Origin of the sequence: Streptomyces manipurensis (genome assembly GCF_049570255.1) — a bacterium.
GTDB classification, from domain to species: Bacteria; Actinomycetota; Actinomycetes; order Streptomycetales; family Streptomycetaceae; genus Streptomyces; species Streptomyces manipurensis.
Window position 1 is genome coordinate 2,832,011 of record NZ_CP186950.1, and the last position, 18,410, is coordinate 2,850,420.

Consider the following 18,410-nt stretch of genomic DNA (forward strand, 5'->3'; position numbering starts at 1 on the left):
CCTCCGTGTCCGGCGCCGCACCCTCCCTCGGCAAGGCCCCCTCACCCACCACGGACCGGCGCCCGCTGGCGGCCGTACTGGGTGCCAACACCATCTCCACAGCGGGCAGTTCGCTCACCATGATCGGCGTGCCCTGGTTCGTGCTCCAGACCACCGGCAGCGCCGGCCGCGCGGGGATCGTCGCCTTCTGCGCCACCCTTCCCGTCATCGTCGCCGCCCTGATCGGCGGCCCGGTCATCGACCGGATCGGCCGGCGCCGGGTCTCGGCCGTGTCCGACCTGGTCTGCGGCCTGTCGGTCGGCGCGATCCCGCTGCTGCACCACGCGGGCCTGCTGGAGTTCTGGATGCTGTGCGCGCTCATGGCCGTCGGCGGGCTCGTGCACACCCCCGGCCTGACCGCCCGCGGCGTCATGCTGCCGAGCCTCGCCGAGCACGCCGGCACCACCGTCGCCCGGGCCGCCAGCCTCTACGACGCCGTCTCGCGCGGCGCCCGGATGATCGGCGCGGCGCTGGCCGGCGTACTGATCGCGGCCTTCGGCGCCGAGACGGTGCTGCTGCTGGACGCGGCCACCTTCGGGGTGTCGGCGCTGCTGGTCTCCGCCTTCCTGCGCGGGGTCCCGGCCGCCGAGCCCCAACGCACCGGCGGGCGGATCTCGTTCGCCGGGTACCGGGCCGAACTCGCCGAGGGCATGGCCTTCCTGACCCGCTCCCGGCTGCTGCTCGGCATCACCGTGATGGTCATGATGACCAACGGCCTGGACCAGGGCTGGTCCGCCGTCCTGCTGCCCGTGCACGGCCGCGACGACCTCGGCGGCGCCACCGCCCTCGGCCTGCTGATCTCGCTCTTCGGCGGCTTCGCCCTGCTGGGCGCGCTGCTCTACGGGGCGTGGGGCGACCGCTTCCCGCGCCGGGCCGTGTTCGCCGCGGCCTTCCTGATCGGCGGCGCGCCCCGCTACGTGGTGGCCGCCCTCACGGACACCGCCCTCCCCCTGGCGGTGACGATGGCCCTCGCCGGCCTGGGCGTCGGCATGCTGAACCCGATCCTGTCCACCGTCATGTACGAGCGGATCCCGGAGTCGCTGCGCAGCCGCGTCTCGGGGGTGACGACGGCGGGCTGCGAGCTGACCATGCCGCTGGGCGGACTCGCCGCGGGTCTGCTCGTCGACGGTTTCGGGATCGGCACCGCGCTGCTGCTGTTCGGCGGGACGTTCCTGCTGACCACGCTCGCCCCGCTGGTGTTCCCCGCCTGGCGCGGGCTGGAGCGCCGGCCGGAGGGGGAGGACAGGGAGGTCAGCAGGACGGCGGAGCCTCTCCCCGGTTCAGCGCGCGAAGGGAGTTCACCGCATCCGTCAGCGAGGTGACGGGGATCAGCCGCAGCCCCTCGGGGAGCTCCGACCGCGCGTCCGCGCACTCGGCCTTCGGCACCAGGAACACGCTGGCCCCGTCGCGTCGCGCTGCCTGGGTCTTCAGGGCCACGCCGCCGACGGGGCCGACCGTGCCGTCGGCGGTGATGGTGCCCGTACCGGCGATGCTGCGCCCGCCGGTGAGGTCGCCGCCGCTGCCGTCGCCGTCGAGCTTGTCGATGATGCCCAGGGAGAACAGCAGGCCGGCGCTCGGGCCGCCGACATCGGCGAGGTTGAGGTCGACCTTCACGTCCTTGGGGTCCTTGTGGAGGAAGCCGAGGGCGGCGTCGGCGGCCGCCGACTGCGACTTGGCCATCTCCTCCAGGTTGTGCTTCTCGATCTCCTCGTCGCTCCCGCCCGAGGAGTAGACGGCCTCGCGGGGCAGGACCGCCTCGTCCGTCTCGAACCAGTGGCCGAGCAGTTCGTGCAGGCGCATGGTCGAGGAGGGGCCGGTGGCCCGGATGGTGGTCATCCGCAGCTGGCCGCTGGTGTCCCGGACGGGTGCGCCGGTGACGGTGATGACCGGCTTGCCCTGGTCGGAGCCCAGCACGTCGGCCGTGAGACCGGGTACGGCGACCACGAAGGGCAGCGGTGCGAGGGCCGCGGCGGCGAACAGCCCGAGCACGGGCACGGCGCAGACGGCCAGGGCGGCGGGACGCGGCAGACGTGTGAGGCGAGAGAGCACCCGCCCAATCTATCGGGGCGCGCCGCCGGCCCCGGGCGCGGCGGCCCCGCGGACCTGCGCCAGGCGGCGCGGGCCTGCGCGGAGCGGAGCGGACCCGGCACGACGGGCGCGGGGCCGGCGCGGGTCCTGCGACGTCCGGAGGAGGCGGCCGTGATCCGGCGGGCGGGCCCCTAGCGCAGGGCGTCGGCCACCTCGCGCGCCGCGTCCACCACGCGCGGCCCGACCCGCTCGGGCACGGCGTCCGCCAGCATGACGACGCCGACGCTGCCCTCCAGCCCGGAGATGCCGACGAGGGGCGCGGCGGCACCGCTGGCGCCCGCTTCGAGCTCTCCGTGGGTCAGCGTGTACCCGGGCTCGATGAGGGAGCCCTGACGGGCGGCCAGGATGGCCCGGCCGGCGGCCCCGCGGTCCAGCGGGTGGCGGAAACCGGCCCGGTAGGCCACGTGGTAGTCCGTCCAGGTCGGCTCCACGACGGCGACGGCGAGCGCCTCGGTGCCGTCGACGAGGGTCAGGTGCGCGGTGGCGCCTATGTCCTCGGCGAGCGACCGCAGCGCGGGCAGGGCCGCCTCGCGCACGAGGGGGTGCACCTGCCGGCCCAGCCGCAGGACACCGAGGCCGACGCGGGCCCGGCCGCCGAGGTCGCGGCGTACGAGGGCGTGCTGTTCGAGGGTGGCGAGGAGGCGGTAGACCACGGTGCGGTTCACGCCGAGCCGGTTGGACAGCTCGGTGACGGTCAGACCGTGGTCGGTGTCTGCGAGGAGCTTGAGGACCCTGAGCCCTCGGTCGAGAGTCTGGGAGGTTTCCGCGGTCACGACGCCTCTCCCTCTTTCGGTGGGCGGCGGTGACTCTCGCAACGGTGCGCCGCCGGTCCCGCGGCGGCGCACAGGAGAGGCCGCCGGTAGCGGCCATTGCACCGGCTGCGCTCCCGCGGCGGCGCTGCCACGGTGCGTTCGATGCGGGGACAGTAGCGAGCCGGTCCGCTCAGCGGAAGGGCTCGTCCAGAATCCGGGCGCAGGCTACCCCTTTATGCCGTTTCCTGATCGACTCCGGTGTCATTTCGTGACCTCGAATCGCACAGGAGTCCTTTACCACCCCATTACTCTGAGCATGTTCAAAAAGATGACTCCACGGCCCCGGGGGGATGCGCGGTGCGCACCGGGAACCGTGCAGAGGGGGAAACCGACCGTATGAAGATCAAGCACATCGCCATCGCGGCCGCCGCCGCGGTGGTCGGCCCGACCGTCCTGATGACCACGCCCGCCGTCGCCGACGAGGTCCGCAACCCGGCACTCACCACGCCGGACACGGCGCCGAAGGACGAAACGGCCCCGGCTGCGGGAAGCGGGACGGAGGCCGGGACCGGCTCCGGCGCCGGCGCCGGCGAGCAGGCGAAGCCGGCCGCTCCGGCATCCGGGGGCGCCGGGAAGACCGCGGAGAAGCAGGAGCAGGCCGCCGCCGGGCCGAAGCTGACCCTGGACGGGCTGCCGGAGAAGTTCCGGGCCGGCGACGACTGGCGCGAGTTCTCGATGCACGTGGACAACACGGGCCGCGACGCCGTCGACGACCACTCGCTCGAACTGGTCCTGTGGACGCTCGACACCTTCCGGTGGGAAGCGGACGACATCCGGGCGGAGATCTACGCGCCCGACTCCCAGGGCGTCTGGGGCTGGCACGCCGTAGAGGCGGACGGCTCCGAGGAGGTCTACAGCTTCTCCCTGGCCGACGTCGACATCGAAAAGAACGAGGTCTTCGACCTCAGGCTTCGTATGAAGTTCGGCAAGGACACGCCCGCCTCCCGCTTCTCGCTCTCCACGACCGCCGAGGGCGGCACCGCGGACCGCGTCCGCTACGTGTCCGAGGTGACCGCGGCCGGCGAGCAGGAGAGGAACCAGGGGCCGAAGATCACGGTGAACGGCCTGCCGACCGGCGGCTTCACCGCCGGCGGCGCCTGGCAGGAGTTCTCCATCGGCGTCGACAACACGGGCAAGAGGAAGATCGACACGTACGGCTTCGCCGTCTTCTTCGACAACAGCATCGGCACCATCCGCTCCGAGCACCTCTCCCTGGAGGTCTGGGACGGAACGCGCTGGATCGCCGAGAAGGACGCCCAGGGCGCGTACCTCAAGCGGGCCGTCGCCGAGGACTCCGTCTCGGAGATCCGGCTGCGCGCCCGGTTCCACGCGAACGCCCCGGTCGGGAACATCAGCATCACCGTGGTCGGGGACGAGCCCGGTCCGGACGGGGTCACCTCCGACGTGGCCTTCGGCCGCACCTCGGTCAACGCGCCCGCCACCGGTGACGGCGGCACCGGCGGCCTCCCGGACACCGACGGCGGCACCGGCGACAGCGGCGACACCGGGGGCAACCGGCCGGAGCCCGACGGCGGCACCACAACCCCCGTCAAGGACACGACGCCCGGCACCACCGCGGGCAAGCTGGCCGAGACCGGCAGCGACGCGGCCACCAGCTGGGCCGTCGGCGGCGCCGGCCTGGCCCTGTCCATGGGCGCGGCGCTGGTCGCGGGCACCGGACGCCGCCGCCGCCCGACCGCGTGACCGTGTGACTGCGTGACTGCGTGACTGCGTGACCGTGTGACAGCGCGCAGCAGCGCGTGACACCGCGCAGTGCTGCGTGACACGGCGTACTACGGGGACGGGGTCCGTGCGATGCTCCGCACGGACCCCGTCACCGCTCTGTGGGGACTCACCGCATCCGGGTGGCCCACTCCTGCACCTTCTTGATGCGCTCGCGCAGCTGTCCCGCCGTCGCCTCCGCGCTCGGCGGACCGCCGCACACCCGGCGCAGCTCCGTGTGGATCACGCCGTGCGGCTTGCCGCTCTGGTGGACGTACGCGCCCACCATGGTGTTCAGCGACTTGCGCAGCTCCAGCAGCTCCTTGTGCGAGACCACCGGCCGCCGGTCGGCCGGCAGCTCCAGCAGGTCCGCCTCCGCGTCCGGCTTGCGGCGGCTGTGCGCGATCTGCCGCGACTGCCGCTTCTGCAGCAGCATCTGCACCTGGTCCGGTTCGAGGAGCCCGGGGATGCCGAGGTAGTCCTGCTCCTCCTCACTGCCCGGGTGCGCCTGCATGCCGAACTCGGCGCCGTCGTAGAGGACCCGGTCGAAGACGGCGTCGGACTCCAGCGCCTCGAAGGACATCTGCTCCTCCTCGCCGGTGTCCTCGTCCTCCTGCCGGTTCGCCTCCTCCATCTCCTTCTCGGACTCGGCGTACGGGTCCTCCTCACCCTGCTTCTTCGGCCGGTCGAGGACGTGGTCGCGCTCGACCTCCATCTCGTTGGCGAAGCCGAGCAGGTAGGGGATGGTCGGCAGGAACACGGACGCCGTCTCGCCGCGCCTGCGCGACCGTACGAAACGGCCGACGGCCTGCGCGAAGAACAGCGGCGTCGAGATCGTCGTCGCGTACACGCCCACGGCCAGGCGCGGGACGTCGACGCCCTCGGACACCATGCGGACCGCCACCATCCAGCGGTCGGAGTTCCCGCTGAAGGTGTCGATGTTCTTCGACGCGCCGGTGTCGTCGGACAGGACGAGCGTGGCCTTGGTGCCGGTGATCTCCCGGATCAGCTTGGCGTAGGCGCGCGCCGAGTCCTGGTCGGAGGCGATGACGAGGCCGCCCGCGTCCGGGATGCCCTTGCGGACCTCCGTCAGCCGCTGGTCGGCGGCGCGCAGCACGTTCGGCATCCAGTCGCCGCGCGGGTCCAGGGCGGTGCGCCAGGCCTGGGAGATGGCGTCCTTGGTCATCGGCTCGCCGAGGCGGGCGGCGATCTCGTCCCCCGCCTTGGTGCGCCAGCGCATGTTGCCGCTGTAGGAGAGGAAGATGACCGGCCGCACGACGCCGTCGCCGAGGGCGTTGCCGTAGCCGTAGGTGTAGTCGGCGGAGGACCGGCGGATCCCGTCGTTGCCCTCCTCGTAGGTGACGAAGGGGATCGGGTTGGTGTCGGACCGGAAGGGCGTACCGGTCAGGGCGAGGCGCCGGGTGGCCGGGTCGAAGGCCTCGAGGCAGGCCTCGCCCCAGGACTTGGAGTCGCCGGCGTGGTGGATCTCGTCGAGGATGACGAGGGTCTTGCGCTGCTCGCAGCGGTTGCGGTGCAGCATCGGCCGCACGCCGACACCGGCGTAGGTGACGGCGACGCCGTGGTACTCCCGGCTGAGCGGACCGGCCGAGTACTCGGGGTCCAGCCGGATGCCTATGCGGGCCGCGGCCTCCGCCCACTGCTTCTTCAGGTGCTCGGTGGGCGCGACGACGGTGACCTGCTGCACGACGTGGTGGTGCAGCAGCCAGGAGGCGAGGGTGAGGGCGAAGGTGGTCTTACCGGCTCCGGGGGTGGCGACCGCGAGGAAGTCGCGGGGCTGGGTCTGGATGTACTTGTCCAGCGCTCCCTGCTGCCAGGCGCGCAGCTTGCTGGCGGTGCCCCAGGGGGCGCGGCCGGGGAAGGCGGGTGAGAGGTGGTGGGAGGCGGTAGTAGTCACGGTCTCCGGTTCGTGCTCTCGGCGTACTCGGTACGGGGGCAGGCGGTCGTACGTAGGACAACCGGGCCACCCTACCGGGGCGGGCCCGCCCCTCGCGGAGGGACAGGCCCGTGACCTCGGCGGGTGCGGCGAGCGTCACACCGGGAGCAACTCCCGCAGCCGGTCTGCGATCACCGCCACCTCGGCCGCGGCACCCGAGGCCACGTCGACGACCAGTGCGTACGCGGCGTCCTGGTCGGCGTCGGCGAGGTCGATGCCGTTCACGGAGAGGAAGGTGGCGGCGGCGAGCCACGCGGTGCGCTTGTTGCCGTCGACGAGCGGGTGGTTCACGGCGATGCCGTGGAGCAGGGCGGCGGCCTGCTCGTAGGGGTCGGTGTAGGCGGGCGTACCGTACATGCGGGCCCGGGGCCGGTGCACGGCGGACTCCAGCAGCCCGGGGGCGCGCAGCTCGGCCCGCTGCCCGTTCGCGAGGCAGGCCGGCCCGGCCAGGTCGGTGACCTCGGCGAGGGTGAGGTGGCGGGTCATGCGCCGAGCCTCTCCAGCAGCGCCGCGTGCCGCTCGGCCAGCCGCCCGGCGTGGGCGGCGACGGCCTCGCGCTCGGCGGCCATCCGCTCGCGCACCACGGCGAGGACGTACTCCTGCGGGGTACGGCCGGTCGCGTCGGCGAGATCGGCGAGCTCCGCGTGCTCGGCGGCGGGGAGGTGGAGGGTCAACGCGTTCATCGGCGCAGCGTAGGCGCCGGGGCGGGGCGGTGTCAGAGCTTTTCCGGGCCGGCGGGGGCGGTGGCGGGCGCCTGGGCCGGGGCCGGGGCGGCGGGACCGGCCGGTCCGGGGGCTTCGGCCGGGGCGGTGACGTCGGCCGGTTCCGGGGCATCGGCCGGTCCCGGGGCATCGGCCGGGGCGTGCAGCCGGGTGGCGACCCAGGCGCCGACCAGCGCCACGCAGGCCATCGGCAGGAAGACCACCACGAACGCCGCCGGGTGCGAAGCCGTCGTCCCCGCGGCGGGAACGGCGTGCGCGGCTCCCACCGTGCCGCCGCCCAGCGCGGCGAAGGCCGCTCCGCCGCCGGCCAGCAGCACCACGTTGGCGAGGGCGTCGGAGATCTGCAGGGCGGCGGAGTTGCCACCGACCTCCGCGGGCCGCGACAGCTTCAGCAGCAGCACGCTCGTCGAGCCGATCACCAGCCCCATCCCGAGGCAGCCGACGGCCCACACCAGGGCGAGCGTCCACACCGGGACCCAGTCGATCAGCACGGCGGGCGCGCCGGCTATGGACAGCGCCACCAGCACCATGCCGAGCACCATCAGCCGTTCCCGGTACGGGGCGACCCGGCCCTGCGACTGCACCCACGAACCGCCGGCCCAGGTCAGCCCGCCCAGCGCCAGCGAGAACCCGGCCAGCGTCGGACTCAGCCCGCGCTGCGTCACCAGCATCAGCGGCACGAAGCTCTCGGCGGCGATGAACGACCCCGCGGCCAGCCCGCGCAACAGCACCACGGACGGCAGCCCGCGCCGCGCCAGGTAGGTGCCGCGCGGCAGCAGCCCCAGCACGGCCGGCACCAGCAGGGCGGCGCCGGCGACGCCCGGCAGCAGCGACAGCCACCGCAGGTCCTGGGCGGCGTACTGGAGCAGACCCGCACCCACCGAGATGCCGAGGGCCAGCCGGATCCGCCGCCGGTCGAAGGCGACGGGCTCCCCGCCCACGGGACCGGAGGCGGTCCGGCGGATGGCGGGCAGCGCGACGGCCAGCGGTACGACGACGAGCGCCGGTATCCCGAGGAACACCCACCTCCAGCCGAGATGCTCGGTGACGGTGCCGGAGGCCAGCGGTCCCACGATCGACGGGACGACCCAGCTCGCGGCGAAGGCCGCCATGATCGCGGGCCGCAGCCGTTCCTCGTAGGCCCGGCTGACGACGACGTAGAGCGCGACGATCACCAGGCCGCCGCCCAACCCCTGCACGGCCCGTCCGACGACGAACACCCACATGGCACCGGCCGTGCCGGACACCACCAGCCCGGAGGCGAAGGCGGCGATGCCCACGGTCAGCGGCCTGAGCGGCCCCTGCCGGTCGGCCCACTGCCCGGACAGCACCATGCCGAAGAGGCTGGTGGTGAAGTAGGCGGAGAAGCCGAAGGCGTACAGCCCGATGCCCTCCAGCTCGCGGGCGGCGACCGGCATGGCGGTACCGACGGCCGTCGCCTCGAACGCGATGAGGAAGACGACGGAGATGATCCCGATGCTGAGCGTCCGGTACGCGGGACCCATGACGCCGCTGTCGCGAGGCGGTGACGGGACGGGTGCGGTGGTCGGGGGCTTACCGGGTTCGAGGGCGCTCATCGCCCCAGAGTAAGGTGCGCAGCCCGGTTTAGACCCTGTCCGTTCGACGGATCCCGCCCTCGGTCCCGAGACCTAGGCCCCCGCCGCCGGCCCGCGTGTGAACGCGGCATGGCGGTCCTGTTGCGGCCCGCCCGGTCTCCTTCCCCCGCCCGCGGAGGGGCCCGTACGGTCGAGGACATCGCCACAGCCGTGTGCCCGAGTGGTTGAGGGACTCGCCTGCAAAGCGGGTTACGCCGGTTCGATTCCGGTCACGGCTTCGAGGCGGAGGCCGCTCGGAGGCAGGCGCACCCCCGAGCGGCCTCGGCCTTTTCCGCGTGCCTGCCGCTACGACGCGGGCGGGGTGGCCGGGGCGGCAGGGGGAAGGTCCGCCGCCTTCGCGGGCAGACCGGCGCCGTTCGCACACCCCAGTTCCTTCGCCACCGCCAGCGCGGCGGAATGCGCCACGACGAGGTAGTCGGCGGTGGAACCCTCGTCGGCGCCGGGCTTCTGCCGGCGGTCGGCGAAGACGCTCGTGACCCGCAGGGGAACCTCGGCGGTCGAACCGGCCCGCGCACTCACGCAGTCGAAGGCGACCACGCCCTGCCTTTCCCCCACGCTCACGCGAACGCCTTCGCCGCCGGGGGCGGACGGGCCCGCCCGGCCGCTGTCCGCACTCAGCCGGAGCTCCGCCTTACGGTCCCCGCCGCCCACCTGGCCGGTCACGACGCACTCGGGGACGACCGCCTCACGCACCTTCGCTCCGGCCTTGTAGGCCGCTTCGAGAGCCGCCCCCACGGCGACGGCTCCGACGGCCTGCCCCTCGTCCCGCAGGAACGCGGACGACTGCACCGTACGCTGCACGGCTTCGGCAGCCTCGGCGTTCAGCAGGCCGGGGCACGCCGCCGCGGCCTCGACGGTGGGCGGCTCGACCACCCGCTCCTCGGCCCCGGCCCCGGACCCCCCAGACGAGCACCCGGCGACCAGCACCAACCCCGCCGCCCCGGCGACAAGACGCCCCAGTCCCCCGGCCGAACGCCTCATGCCCCACCTCTCCCTGCGGTCACCCTGAGCCGCCACCGTATGCCCACGGCTCACGACCGTGCCGCTGCGGAGGCCACCTGGTCCCGGCCCACGGAATGCGCGTTGGCGGTCTCCTTCGAAGCAGCACCGGCCAGCACGTCGACATCGGCCGCCGCCATTCCGGTACCGGCCGCCGCGTTGCGTACCGCTTCCTCGGCCGACTTGCTCGACCGTGTCTGAGCAGCCGCGTACATCTCGGAGACGCTCTGCTCCGCCTGGCCGGTCTTCCCCTCCCCCTCCTTCTTGGCCTCCTCGACGAAGTGCTCGGTCACGTCCTCCTGGACCCACTCCACTACGTCACCGGCCAGCGGAACCAGCTCCAGGTACTTGCCGCCGGCCGCCGTGATGCCCCGGTTGATCCACTTGGCGTTGTCCTCGACGCCCTTGACGTACTCCTCGTTCTTGTGGGCGGTCTCGGCGTGCATGTTCTGGGCCCGGGCCTCCGTCATCATCCCGGCGATCTGGCCACCGGGGTGGACGGCGTTCTCCACGGCGCCGTCGAGGTTCCCGGCCTTGGGCTGGTTCACGATGACGTCGTTGACGAGGACCGCCGTGAACGCCTGGTTGGCGTTGGTGATGGCACCGTAGGCATCGGGGTCCTGGCCGACGGCACCGAGGAACCGTGCCATGTGCGACTTGTTGAACTCCGCCATCTCCCCATTGGGCTTGATGCGCCCGCTGCCGTTCTCGGCAGACGCCTGCAGATCCGGCATGTACTCGGCTGCCATGTTCCCGAAATGTCCCGACAGCCCGGCCAGCGGTGGCCGGGCGTCGTCACCCGGCTTGGCCACCACCAGTTCCGGCTTGTCGCCGATCTTCTCGACGATCCGTTCCATGACGGCCGCCATCTCCCTGGTGTGCGCGACCGGCGGCGCGTCCTCGTCGCCCGGGGTGCGGTGGGAGACCGCCGCCATCAGGGCGTCACCGAGGGCCTGCTGGGCCGGGTGCAGGTCCGCGCTGCGGGTGATGTCGAAGCCGTCCATGTACGGCGGCTTGTCGAGCATGTAGTCGACCATGCCCCGGTCCATGCCGTGCCGGCCTCCGACCGGCTTGTCGTCCTTCGTGACGAGACCGTCCTTGTTGCTGTCCTCCCGGACCGGCTCGTTGAAGAAGGCCGTCGCCGCGTCCGGGTTGTTGCCCAGCGCCGCCATGAGCCCGGTCAGCGGGTAGAAGCCGCGGCCGCCGTTCGGGTCCTGGTTGAGGACGGTCTCCAGGCCGATCGGCGTGTGGAACTCCCACGCCCGCGGGTCCTTGCGGTCCATCGCGACCATGTCGCGGCCGACCGAGGTCAGGAACTCCGTGTCGTACTTCCCCTCGCGCAGCAGCGCGCCGAGCGCCTGGTAGCCGTAGATCTGCCGGACGCCGCCGAAGACGTCCATCTCCTTGCGGCCCGCCTTCATCAGCTGGGTCGTCCAGGCCGCGTCGAGATGGCCCGGCACGTCCTTGTGCGTGGCGAGGCCGAGCATCGCGCCCATGTCGCCCTGGATGTGCGCGACCATCAACGCCCGGTCCTTCCCGGCGGCGCCCAGGCTCGTCGCGTCCAGGGACATCCTGGAGTACATCTCCAGGGTGCCTTCGGCGCCGATCGTCCGGTAGAAGCCCGTAGAGAACTCGGGGTCCTCGCGGTTGTCGTCGAGGAGTTCCTCCAGCTCGCGCAGCGCCTCGACGTTGCGGGCCGTCCCGCCCGGGCCGGTGACCTTCTTCATCAGGTCGGCGGCGCGGGCCACCTGCTCCGCGTCGAGAGTGGTGAACTTCGGCGCGCTGAAGTCGTGTTCGTCCGCGGCGTTCGCCCGGAGCACGCGGACCAGTGAGTCGTCGGCGTCCTGGGCGTTCTCGACGGCCCGGTCGACCCGGGACTGCCAGGCGCTGCGGTTCGCGTTGAGGGTCTGCTGGTGGTCGGGGTCGTGGCGGGCGGCGTTCCGGTCCGCCTCCGTGGCGAGCGGAATGGCGCTGACCCGGCCGGTCGCGTCGATCCGGAACCCGGCCGCGGGGGCCTCGTCCGCGAGCTTCTTCAGCTCGTCCTGGGCGGCCTTGAAGGTGGCGTGGGCGTCGGCGAGGACCGTCTGCATCCCCTTGGCCGCCTTCGCCGCGTCCTCGAACTCCTTGGCCGTCTTGTCCACGAACCCGCGGGCCACCCCCGCGGTGACCCCGCTCCACTCGGCCTTGTCGGACTTCGCCTTCATGCCGGTGCGGGCGGCCTCGGCCATCTCGTCCAGCTTGCCGGCCATGGCCGTCCAGTCGGTGACCGCGGCCTGGAGCTTGGCCAGGGGCGCGTTCATCACGTTCTCGTACGTCAGCATGCGGGCCCCCTGGCCTACTTCAGGTACGTGTCGATGGCGGACGCCGTGAAGTCTGCGTGGAGCTGCTGCTCGTCCTTGGCGTGGGAGGCGAGCGAGTAGTTCAGGCCGTTGGAGATGGTGGCGCAGGCGGCCACGAGGGTCTTCACCTGTGTCTCCCACAGGGTGTTGGCCTTGAGCAGGGCGGCCCCGCTCGCGAAGCCCTCCCCGGTGAGGGCGCCCGCGGCCTCGGAGGTGGCGGTGGCGGCGTGCTTGCCGTCGGTCTGCAGACGGGTGTGCAGCTTGTACGCCTCGGAGCCGACGGCTCCGATCTGGTCCTGGTTCAGCGCGAGGTCGGCGCCGCCGGCACCGCCGCCGGGCCCGGGGGCGGGGTCGGTGGGGGCCTGGTTGAGCCGCATGGTGGCGTGCGAGGCGGCCGTGGCGCGCGCCGCCGACCACTCTTCGTCGAACGACATCGCGGGGACCTCCGGGGGGGGTGGGCGGGCGGGGCGGGCTGATGGTGGGTTCAACGATTGCGGCGTACGAGGGCTGCGGTGACGGCGCCGCCGATGAGCACGCAGGCGGCGAGCCCGAGGCCGATGCCGGTCCAGGGGGTTGTGCTGCCGTCGCTCTTGGGCGCGGTGGCCGCCTTGTCTCCGGGGGCGGGGGCGGGGGCCTGGGTGGGGGGCGGCGCGGCCGCGGCCAGGTCGGGCAGCGGATAGACGTCGGCGGGGCCGGGGTCCCCGGGCGTCTGCAACGCCACGCGGGGGCGTACGACGCCGTAGCCGACGTAGTCGTTGCGGCCGGACCCGTCGACGGGCTTGCCGGCGGTGTTGAGCAGGACCCGCAGGACCTGGTTGTTGGTCCAGTCGGGATGGGCGGCCCAGAGGAGGGCGGCGGAGGCGGAGGCGAGGGCGGTCGCGTCGCTGGTGCCGTGGGTCTTGCAGAGCCCGGAGTTGCTCTTGCAGGCCGCGACGATGTCAATGCCCGGTGCTGCGAGGTCGATCTGAGGCCCGTGCTGCGACTCCTTGGTCGGCTCGCCGTTGGCATCAACCGCACCAACGGCGATCACTCCGGGTGTCGCGGCCGGATACTCCAACTGATTCGTGGAGTAACCACTGTTGCCAGCGGCTGCGAAGACAAGCTTCCCCTTGGAAATCGCATACTTCACCGCTTCCGCGCGCGCTCTATCGTCTTCCGGCGTGCCGGCGCGGCCCTGGGAGATGCTCAGAACTTTGGCCTCGGAGTCGGCCGCGTACCTGATCGCCTCGACCCAGCTGGGAGTGGTCGATTCCTCCAACATGTCAGGCACTCTGATCGGGAGGATCTTGACGCCGGGTGCGAGGCCGTATGCGCCGTCACCACTTGGGTGCTGCCCGGTCGCGGCGATCATCGCCGCCATGCCGGTGCCGTGCCCGTAGTAGTCGTTGTCCCTGCCCACCTCAGCGTCACCCAGCGGAAACGCCTTGCCGGGAAGAACCTGGCCTTCGAGCTCCGGGATCTGGTTCACGCCCGTGTCGATGACCGCAACAGTGATCCCTTTGCCCGTGCTGATCTTCCAGATCTCGTCGGCCTTCATGGCGTCGAGATGCCACTGCTGCGATCGGATGGTCTCCGCATGGGCCGGGGTCGCCGCGACCCCGGCCAACAGGAGACCCATCAGGACCGAGGTCGCCCTACGCATGTGCATCCCGCGCTACGTCCGTTCTGCTCAGTCGACGACCGGCGGGACAACGCGACGGTTGCCCTGCCAGGTCTCTTCGTCCTCGGCCAGGTAGCCGGGGCGCCCGCCCTGCTGGTCGTTCCGTCGCGATCCCGGAGCCGGGGCATGCGCTCCCACCGGTCCCACGGCTCCAGCGCCGTTGCGCACGAGGCCCGAGCCGCCCTGGGTGAAGGGCTGACCGACCACACCACTCGGCCGACCACCGATGACGCCACCCGGCTCCGAGGCCAGTCGCCGCCCTGCGGGGATCCCGTTCTGGCCGCCGTAGTGGCCGCCTCCGGTGCCGGGCCCCATGGGGCCACCGACCACGGGTCGGCCGGCCTGGGCCCCTTCGCCGATGACCGTCCCGCGTGGAACGCCGGTGCTGGGGCCGGTGGTGGGCACCGGTCGGCCGCCCATGATTCCGCTGTCGCGCGGCGGCAGGCCGGGCGTACCGATGACCTTGCCGCCAGGAACCCCGGGACCACCCATTGTCGGGTACGGGCCAAGGCCCGGACTGGCGCTGATCGGACCAGGGCTCTTCAGGCTGCCGACAGGGGGCAGGGGCACAGAGGGAACGAGCGGGCTGGGGTTGGGAATCCCGGGCGTCGTCGGAAGCTGCGTGCTTGGAGGCGTGCCCACCGGCGGAATGGCCAAGGGCGGCAAGGTGCCTACCGAGTCGATGCCGACGTGTACATCACGGTCCGGGATGACCGGCCCGCGCGGCGGCGGAAGGGACGCATCGGGCTGCCCGCGGTTCACCGACGCCCAGCCCGACTCATTCGTTGATCCGCTGGGCGGCTGTGCAGCCGTCGATCCATACGAAGAGCCGCCCGCGCTCGGACCTCCAACCGGACGCGCGATTTCGATCTGATCGTTGTGGTCCGCCGGCACGAAGATCGGAGGCGGTGGCGGGAACATCGGGATGGTGGCGTTGGTCATCTGGGTCGTCGACTGTTCGTACGCCCCCGCCAGCTTGTTCAGCGCGTCCACCGCCCGGGCGTGGTCGCCGCTCAGTTTCGACCAGGCCTCCTGGCCGAGCTGTACCGCGTCCGGGTCGTTGTGGTACTTGCGGGACGTCGCCAGGTTCTCCTTCAGCTGCGTCTCCGCCGCCGCGTCGTACGGCGGCATGTTGCCGCCGCCGTCCGCCGTCGGTTTGACCTCGCGCATGATCACCGCGGCCTCGGTCATGTACTTGCCGCCCGAGCTGCTGTACTTGGCCAGCTCCAGGGTGACGCTGCCCGCCTGGTTCACCCACTCCTGGAAGGCCGTGGCCGCGTCGCCCTCCCAGCCCTTGACCTTGTGGTCCTTGAGCTTGGTGCCGATCTTCTCGATCGTGTCCGCGGCTTCCTTGAGCTTGGTGCCCAGCGACTCCACCTTCGCCGGGTCGATCGACGCGACCATGGCGTAGAGCTGCGCGTGCGTGTAGCCCTCGAAGTCCGTCATCCCAGAACACCGCCCTTCCTCGTCCCGCCCGGCTGCGTGCTCCCCGGCTGCGTGCCGCCCGGCGGCTGCGCTCCCGGCGGCTGGGCGGCGCCGGGGGCGTCCTTCTTCAGGTACGGGTCGCGCTCCGCGTCGTAGTGGTCCTCGGCCTGCTTGGAGAGGGCGAGCATGCGCCGCTTCGCCTCCTCGTCCACATCGGCGAAGCTCTTGCCCGCGAAGCCGACCGCCAGGCCCAGGGCCTCGATCTGCCCCGCCAGCCCCTTCGAGAGCTTCTGCAGCTCCGTGTGGACCGTCTTGTACGCCTCGTACAGCTTGTCCGCCTGCGGGAAGCCCTTGCCCAGGGCTCCCGTCGGGAGGGTGCCGTCGGCCAGGGTGCCGTGGTGGGCCGGGGACTCCTGGAGGGTGGACAGGAGGCCGTCCACCAGCTTCTTGTACTGGCTCAGGTCGTCGTACTGGACGCGCAGCGCCGCGGCCTTCTCCTGGGCGGCGGCCTGGGCTCTGATCGACGCCTCCAGACCACCGGCCACGTCGACCGACAGGAACCCGACCTTGTCCTCCGCCACGATGGTCTCCCCCGAATCCCGGATCCCCGGCTCTCCGGTTCCCCGTCCCCGTTCACACCTGCGCGCGCCGTCTCGCCGATCACTCTAGCGACAGGCGCCGACAGGCCCAACTCCGCATTGCGTATGCAATGCGGAGTTCTCTCAGCCGCCCGCGACGGCCGCGGACGGCCTGATCGGGAGCCGGTTGACCGGGCGGCCGGTGGCCGCGCGGACCGCCGAGGCCACCGCGGCCGGTGCGGTCACCACGGGGACCGCGCTCGCCGCCTTCGCGCCGAACGGGGCCACCACGTCGCGCTCCTCGACCAGCTTGACGATGCGGACCGCCGGGGCGTCCAGGGTCGTCGGCAGGGCGTAGCCCGTCAGGTCGGGGTGGCGGACCAGGCCGGAGACCGTGCGGAGGTTCTCGGTGAGGGCCGCGCCCACGCCCTGGGTGACGCCCGCCTCGATGCGGGCCCGGAGCTGGCGGGGGTTGAGGATCCGGCCGACGTCCTGGGCGACGGCGAGTTCGACGACGCGGACGGAGCCCAGCTCGATGTCCACGTCCACCACCGCGCGGATCGCGCAGAAGGCGAGGCCGACGAAGGCATCACCCTGGCCGTCGCCGTCGAGGGGCTCCGTCGGGTGGGGGCGGCACTGGGCCGTCGCCCAGAGTTCCTTGCCCTCCATCGCCTCGGTGACCGGCATCGAGAACGCGCCGTCGTACGAGGTGATCCGGCCGTCCGCGATCTGGAGGAGCTCGGTGGACATGCCGAGCTTGTGGGCCATGGGCTGGAGGAGCTGGGTGCGGACCATCTTGGCGGCGCGTTCGACGGCCCCACCGGACACCCACGTGTGGCGGCCGTGCGCCGCCGGCCCGGCCGGGGGCTGGTCGGTGTCGACGGGGGCGACCGCCACCTCGTCGACGCCCAGCACCTCCTGGACGATCTGGCGGGCGAGGGTGGCGAAGCCCTGGCCGGTGTCGACGGCCGCGCAGATGACGGTGGCCGCGCCGTTCACCACCTTCACGGTGGCGGTGGAGACCTCGTCGGTGCCCTCGGCGCCGAGCATGTGCACCATGCCGACGCCGTAGCCGACGCCGCGGCGCACCGCGCCCGGCTCGCCGGCGCCCTCCGGGCCGCCGGGCAGCAGCCATTCGTCCTCGGGGGTGTCCTTGGGCAGGCCGGGCAGCTCGAAGTCCCTTACGGCGCGCAGCAGTTCCGCCACCGGGGCGGGGCAGGTCACGGTCTGGCCGGTGGGGAGGAGGTCCCCCGTCGCCAGCACGTTGCGCATGCGCAGTTCCGCGCCGTCGATGCCGAGGGCGGCGGCGAGCTTGTCCATCTGGCCCTCGTACGCGGCGCACACCTGCATCGCGCCCTCGCCCCGTACGTGGCCGGACGGCGGGTTGTTGGTGCGGACGGCCCAGCCTTCGACGAAGGCGTGCGGGACGACGTACGGGCCGCAGGCGAAGGCGACGGCGGCCGCGAGGGACTCGGAGGAGGCGTCCGCGTACGCGCCGCCGTCCATCAGGATCTGCGCCTCGACCTTGACCAGGCGGCCCTCGGCGTCCGCGTGGTGGCGGTAGCGCAGCAGGGTCGGGTGGCGGTGGGTGTGGCCGAGGAAGGACTCCTCGCGGGTGGCGGCCAGTTTCACCGGGCAGCCGGTGCGCAGGGCGAGCAGGCCGAGCGGGAGCTGGAACGCGGCGTCCTCGCGGTCGGCGGTCGCGCCGGGCACCCCGGTGACGACGACGCGTACGCGGTCCGGCTCCAGGCCGAAGCAGGCGGCGGCCAGGTCGCGGTCGGTGTGCGGGTCGGTGGAGGCGGTGTACAGCTCCACGCCGCCGTCGGGGCGGGGCACGGCCAGTCCGGCCTCGGCGCCGATGGGGGCGGGGTCCTGCCGGCCGATGCGGTACAGGCCCTCGACGACGACCTCGCCGGTGACCTCCGGGTCGCCGTAGCGCAGCGGGATGTGCCGGATCAGGTTGCCGTCGGGGTGCAGGGCGGGGGCGCCGAAGGCCTGCTCGGGGTCGGTGACCGGGTCGAGGAGCTCGTACTCGACGGCGATCGCGGCGGCGGCGAGGCGTGCGGTGTCGGGGTGGTCGGCGGCGACGGCGGCGATGGGCTCGCCGTGGTGGCGTACGACGTCGTGCGCGAACACCGGCCGGTCGGCGATCCGGCGGCCGTGGGTGGTGGCGCCGGGAACGTCGGCGTGGGTGACGACGGCGCGGACGCCGGGCATCGCGGCGGCGGCCGCGGTGTCGATGGAGAGGATCCGCGCGTGGGCGTGCGGGGAGCGCAGCACGGCGGCCCACAGCAGGCCCTCGGCCCAGAGGTCGGCCGCGTAGGGGAAGGTGCCCTCGGTCTTGGCCCGGGTGTCGGCGGCGGGGACGGACGCCCCGATGCCGCGCGGCACCTGATCCTCGGACACCTCGGGACCCGGTGCGGCGGCCATGGCCGTCACCGTGGTGTTCACCGTCG

Annotated in this window: 15 protein-coding genes and 1 tRNA gene; 3 read left to right on the forward strand and 13 right to left on the reverse strand. The window is 72.8% G+C overall.

Features of this window, described 5'->3' with window-relative positions; genetic code table 11:
- Nucleotides 1–5 precede the first annotated feature (5 nt).
- The gene (locus tag ACPU2J_RS12995) at nt 6–1,361 is read left to right on the forward strand and encodes an MFS transporter (protein ID WP_423833281.1); all 1,356 of its coding nucleotides are present in this window, start codon (nt 6–8) and stop codon (nt 1,359–1,361) included.
- Here ACPU2J_RS12995 and ACPU2J_RS13000 read toward each other — a convergent pair.
- Together ACPU2J_RS13000 and ACPU2J_RS13005 are read right to left on the reverse strand one after the other, a co-directional pair.
- On the reverse strand, nt 1,291–2,088 hold the full coding sequence (locus ACPU2J_RS13000; RefSeq protein ID WP_361595422.1) for a S16 family serine protease: 798 nt from the start codon (nt 2,086–2,088) through the stop codon (nt 1,291–1,293). The two genes, ACPU2J_RS12995 and ACPU2J_RS13000, sit on opposite strands and share 71 nt — an antisense overlap.
- Nucleotides 2,089–2,258: 170 nt before the next feature.
- Nucleotides 2,259–2,900: an IclR family transcriptional regulator gene (locus ACPU2J_RS13005; protein ID WP_030662724.1), complete on the reverse strand. Its 642-nt coding sequence runs from the start codon at nt 2,898–2,900 to the stop codon at nt 2,259–2,261.
- Between the two features lie 375 nt (nt 2,901–3,275).
- On the opposite strand from ACPU2J_RS13005, the gene ACPU2J_RS13010 reads away from it, so the two are divergent.
- A complete protein-coding gene (locus tag ACPU2J_RS13010) occupies nt 3,276–4,643 on the forward strand; it encodes a hypothetical protein (protein WP_423833282.1) in 1,368 nt (455 codons plus the stop codon).
- Between the two features lie 148 nt (nt 4,644–4,791).
- Here the strand turns inward: ACPU2J_RS13010 and ACPU2J_RS13015 are convergent, their stop codons facing one another.
- From ACPU2J_RS13015 to ACPU2J_RS13030, 4 genes are all read right to left on the reverse strand, one after another.
- Nucleotides 4,792–6,576 carry a DEAD/DEAH box helicase gene (locus ACPU2J_RS13015; RefSeq protein WP_361595426.1) on the reverse strand — a complete coding sequence of 595 codons (1,785 nt, stop codon included), beginning with the start codon at nt 6,574–6,576 and terminating at the stop codon, nt 4,792–4,794.
- Between the two features lie 135 nt (nt 6,577–6,711).
- Nucleotides 6,712–7,101 carry a type II toxin-antitoxin system death-on-curing family toxin gene (locus ACPU2J_RS13020; protein WP_423833283.1) on the reverse strand — a complete coding sequence of 130 codons (390 nt, stop codon included), beginning with the start codon at nt 7,099–7,101 and terminating at the stop codon, nt 6,712–6,714.
- Nucleotides 7,098–7,298, reverse strand: coding sequence for a hypothetical protein (locus ACPU2J_RS13025; RefSeq protein WP_420080659.1), 201 nt, complete (start codon nt 7,296–7,298; stop codon nt 7,098–7,100). Before ACPU2J_RS13025 ends, ACPU2J_RS13020 begins: the two co-directional genes overlap by 4 nt.
- Before the next feature lie 32 nt (nt 7,299–7,330).
- Nucleotides 7,331–8,914: an MFS transporter gene (locus ACPU2J_RS13030; RefSeq protein ID WP_423833284.1), complete on the reverse strand. Its 1,584-nt coding sequence runs from the start codon at nt 8,912–8,914 to the stop codon at nt 7,331–7,333.
- A gap of 185 nt (nt 8,915–9,099) precedes the next feature.
- On the opposite strand from ACPU2J_RS13030, the gene ACPU2J_RS13035 reads away from it, so the two are divergent.
- Nucleotides 9,100–9,171 (forward strand) — tRNA-Cys (locus ACPU2J_RS13035).
- Nucleotides 9,172–9,238: 67 nt separating this feature from the next.
- Here ACPU2J_RS13035 and ACPU2J_RS13040 read toward each other — a convergent pair.
- The 7 genes from ACPU2J_RS13040 to ACPU2J_RS13070 form a co-directional block, all read right to left on the reverse strand.
- On the reverse strand, nt 9,239–9,826 hold the full coding sequence (locus ACPU2J_RS13040; protein ID WP_423833285.1) for a hypothetical protein: 588 nt from the start codon (nt 9,824–9,826) through the stop codon (nt 9,239–9,241).
- 158 nt (nt 9,827–9,984) lie between these two features.
- Nucleotides 9,985–12,273 (reverse strand): hypothetical protein, encoded by a 2,289-nt coding sequence (locus ACPU2J_RS13045; RefSeq protein WP_423833286.1) that lies wholly within the window; start codon nt 12,271–12,273, stop codon nt 9,985–9,987.
- Nucleotides 12,274–12,287: 14 nt separating this feature from the next.
- Entirely contained in the window at nt 12,288–12,725 is a 438-nt protein-coding gene (locus tag ACPU2J_RS13050) for a hypothetical protein (protein ID WP_420080654.1), read from the reverse strand.
- 50 nt (nt 12,726–12,775) lie between these two features.
- The gene (gene mycP / locus ACPU2J_RS13055) at nt 12,776–13,909 is read right to left on the reverse strand and encodes a type VII secretion-associated serine protease mycosin (protein WP_423833287.1); all 1,134 of its coding nucleotides are present in this window, start codon (nt 13,907–13,909) and stop codon (nt 12,776–12,778) included.
- Between the two features lie 51 nt (nt 13,910–13,960).
- Nucleotides 13,961–15,397, reverse strand: coding sequence for a WXG100 family type VII secretion target (locus ACPU2J_RS13060; protein ID WP_423833288.1), 1,437 nt, complete (start codon nt 15,395–15,397; stop codon nt 13,961–13,963).
- Entirely contained in the window at nt 15,394–15,957 is a 564-nt protein-coding gene (locus ACPU2J_RS13065) for a hypothetical protein (protein WP_423833289.1), read from the reverse strand. The genes ACPU2J_RS13060 and ACPU2J_RS13065 overlap by 4 nt, the downstream gene beginning before the upstream one ends.
- 141 nt (nt 15,958–16,098) lie before the next feature.
- Nucleotides 16,099–18,384, reverse strand: coding sequence for a xanthine dehydrogenase family protein molybdopterin-binding subunit (locus ACPU2J_RS13070; protein ID WP_423834961.1), 2,286 nt, complete (start codon nt 18,382–18,384; stop codon nt 16,099–16,101).
- Nucleotides 18,385–18,410 lie beyond the last annotated feature (26 nt).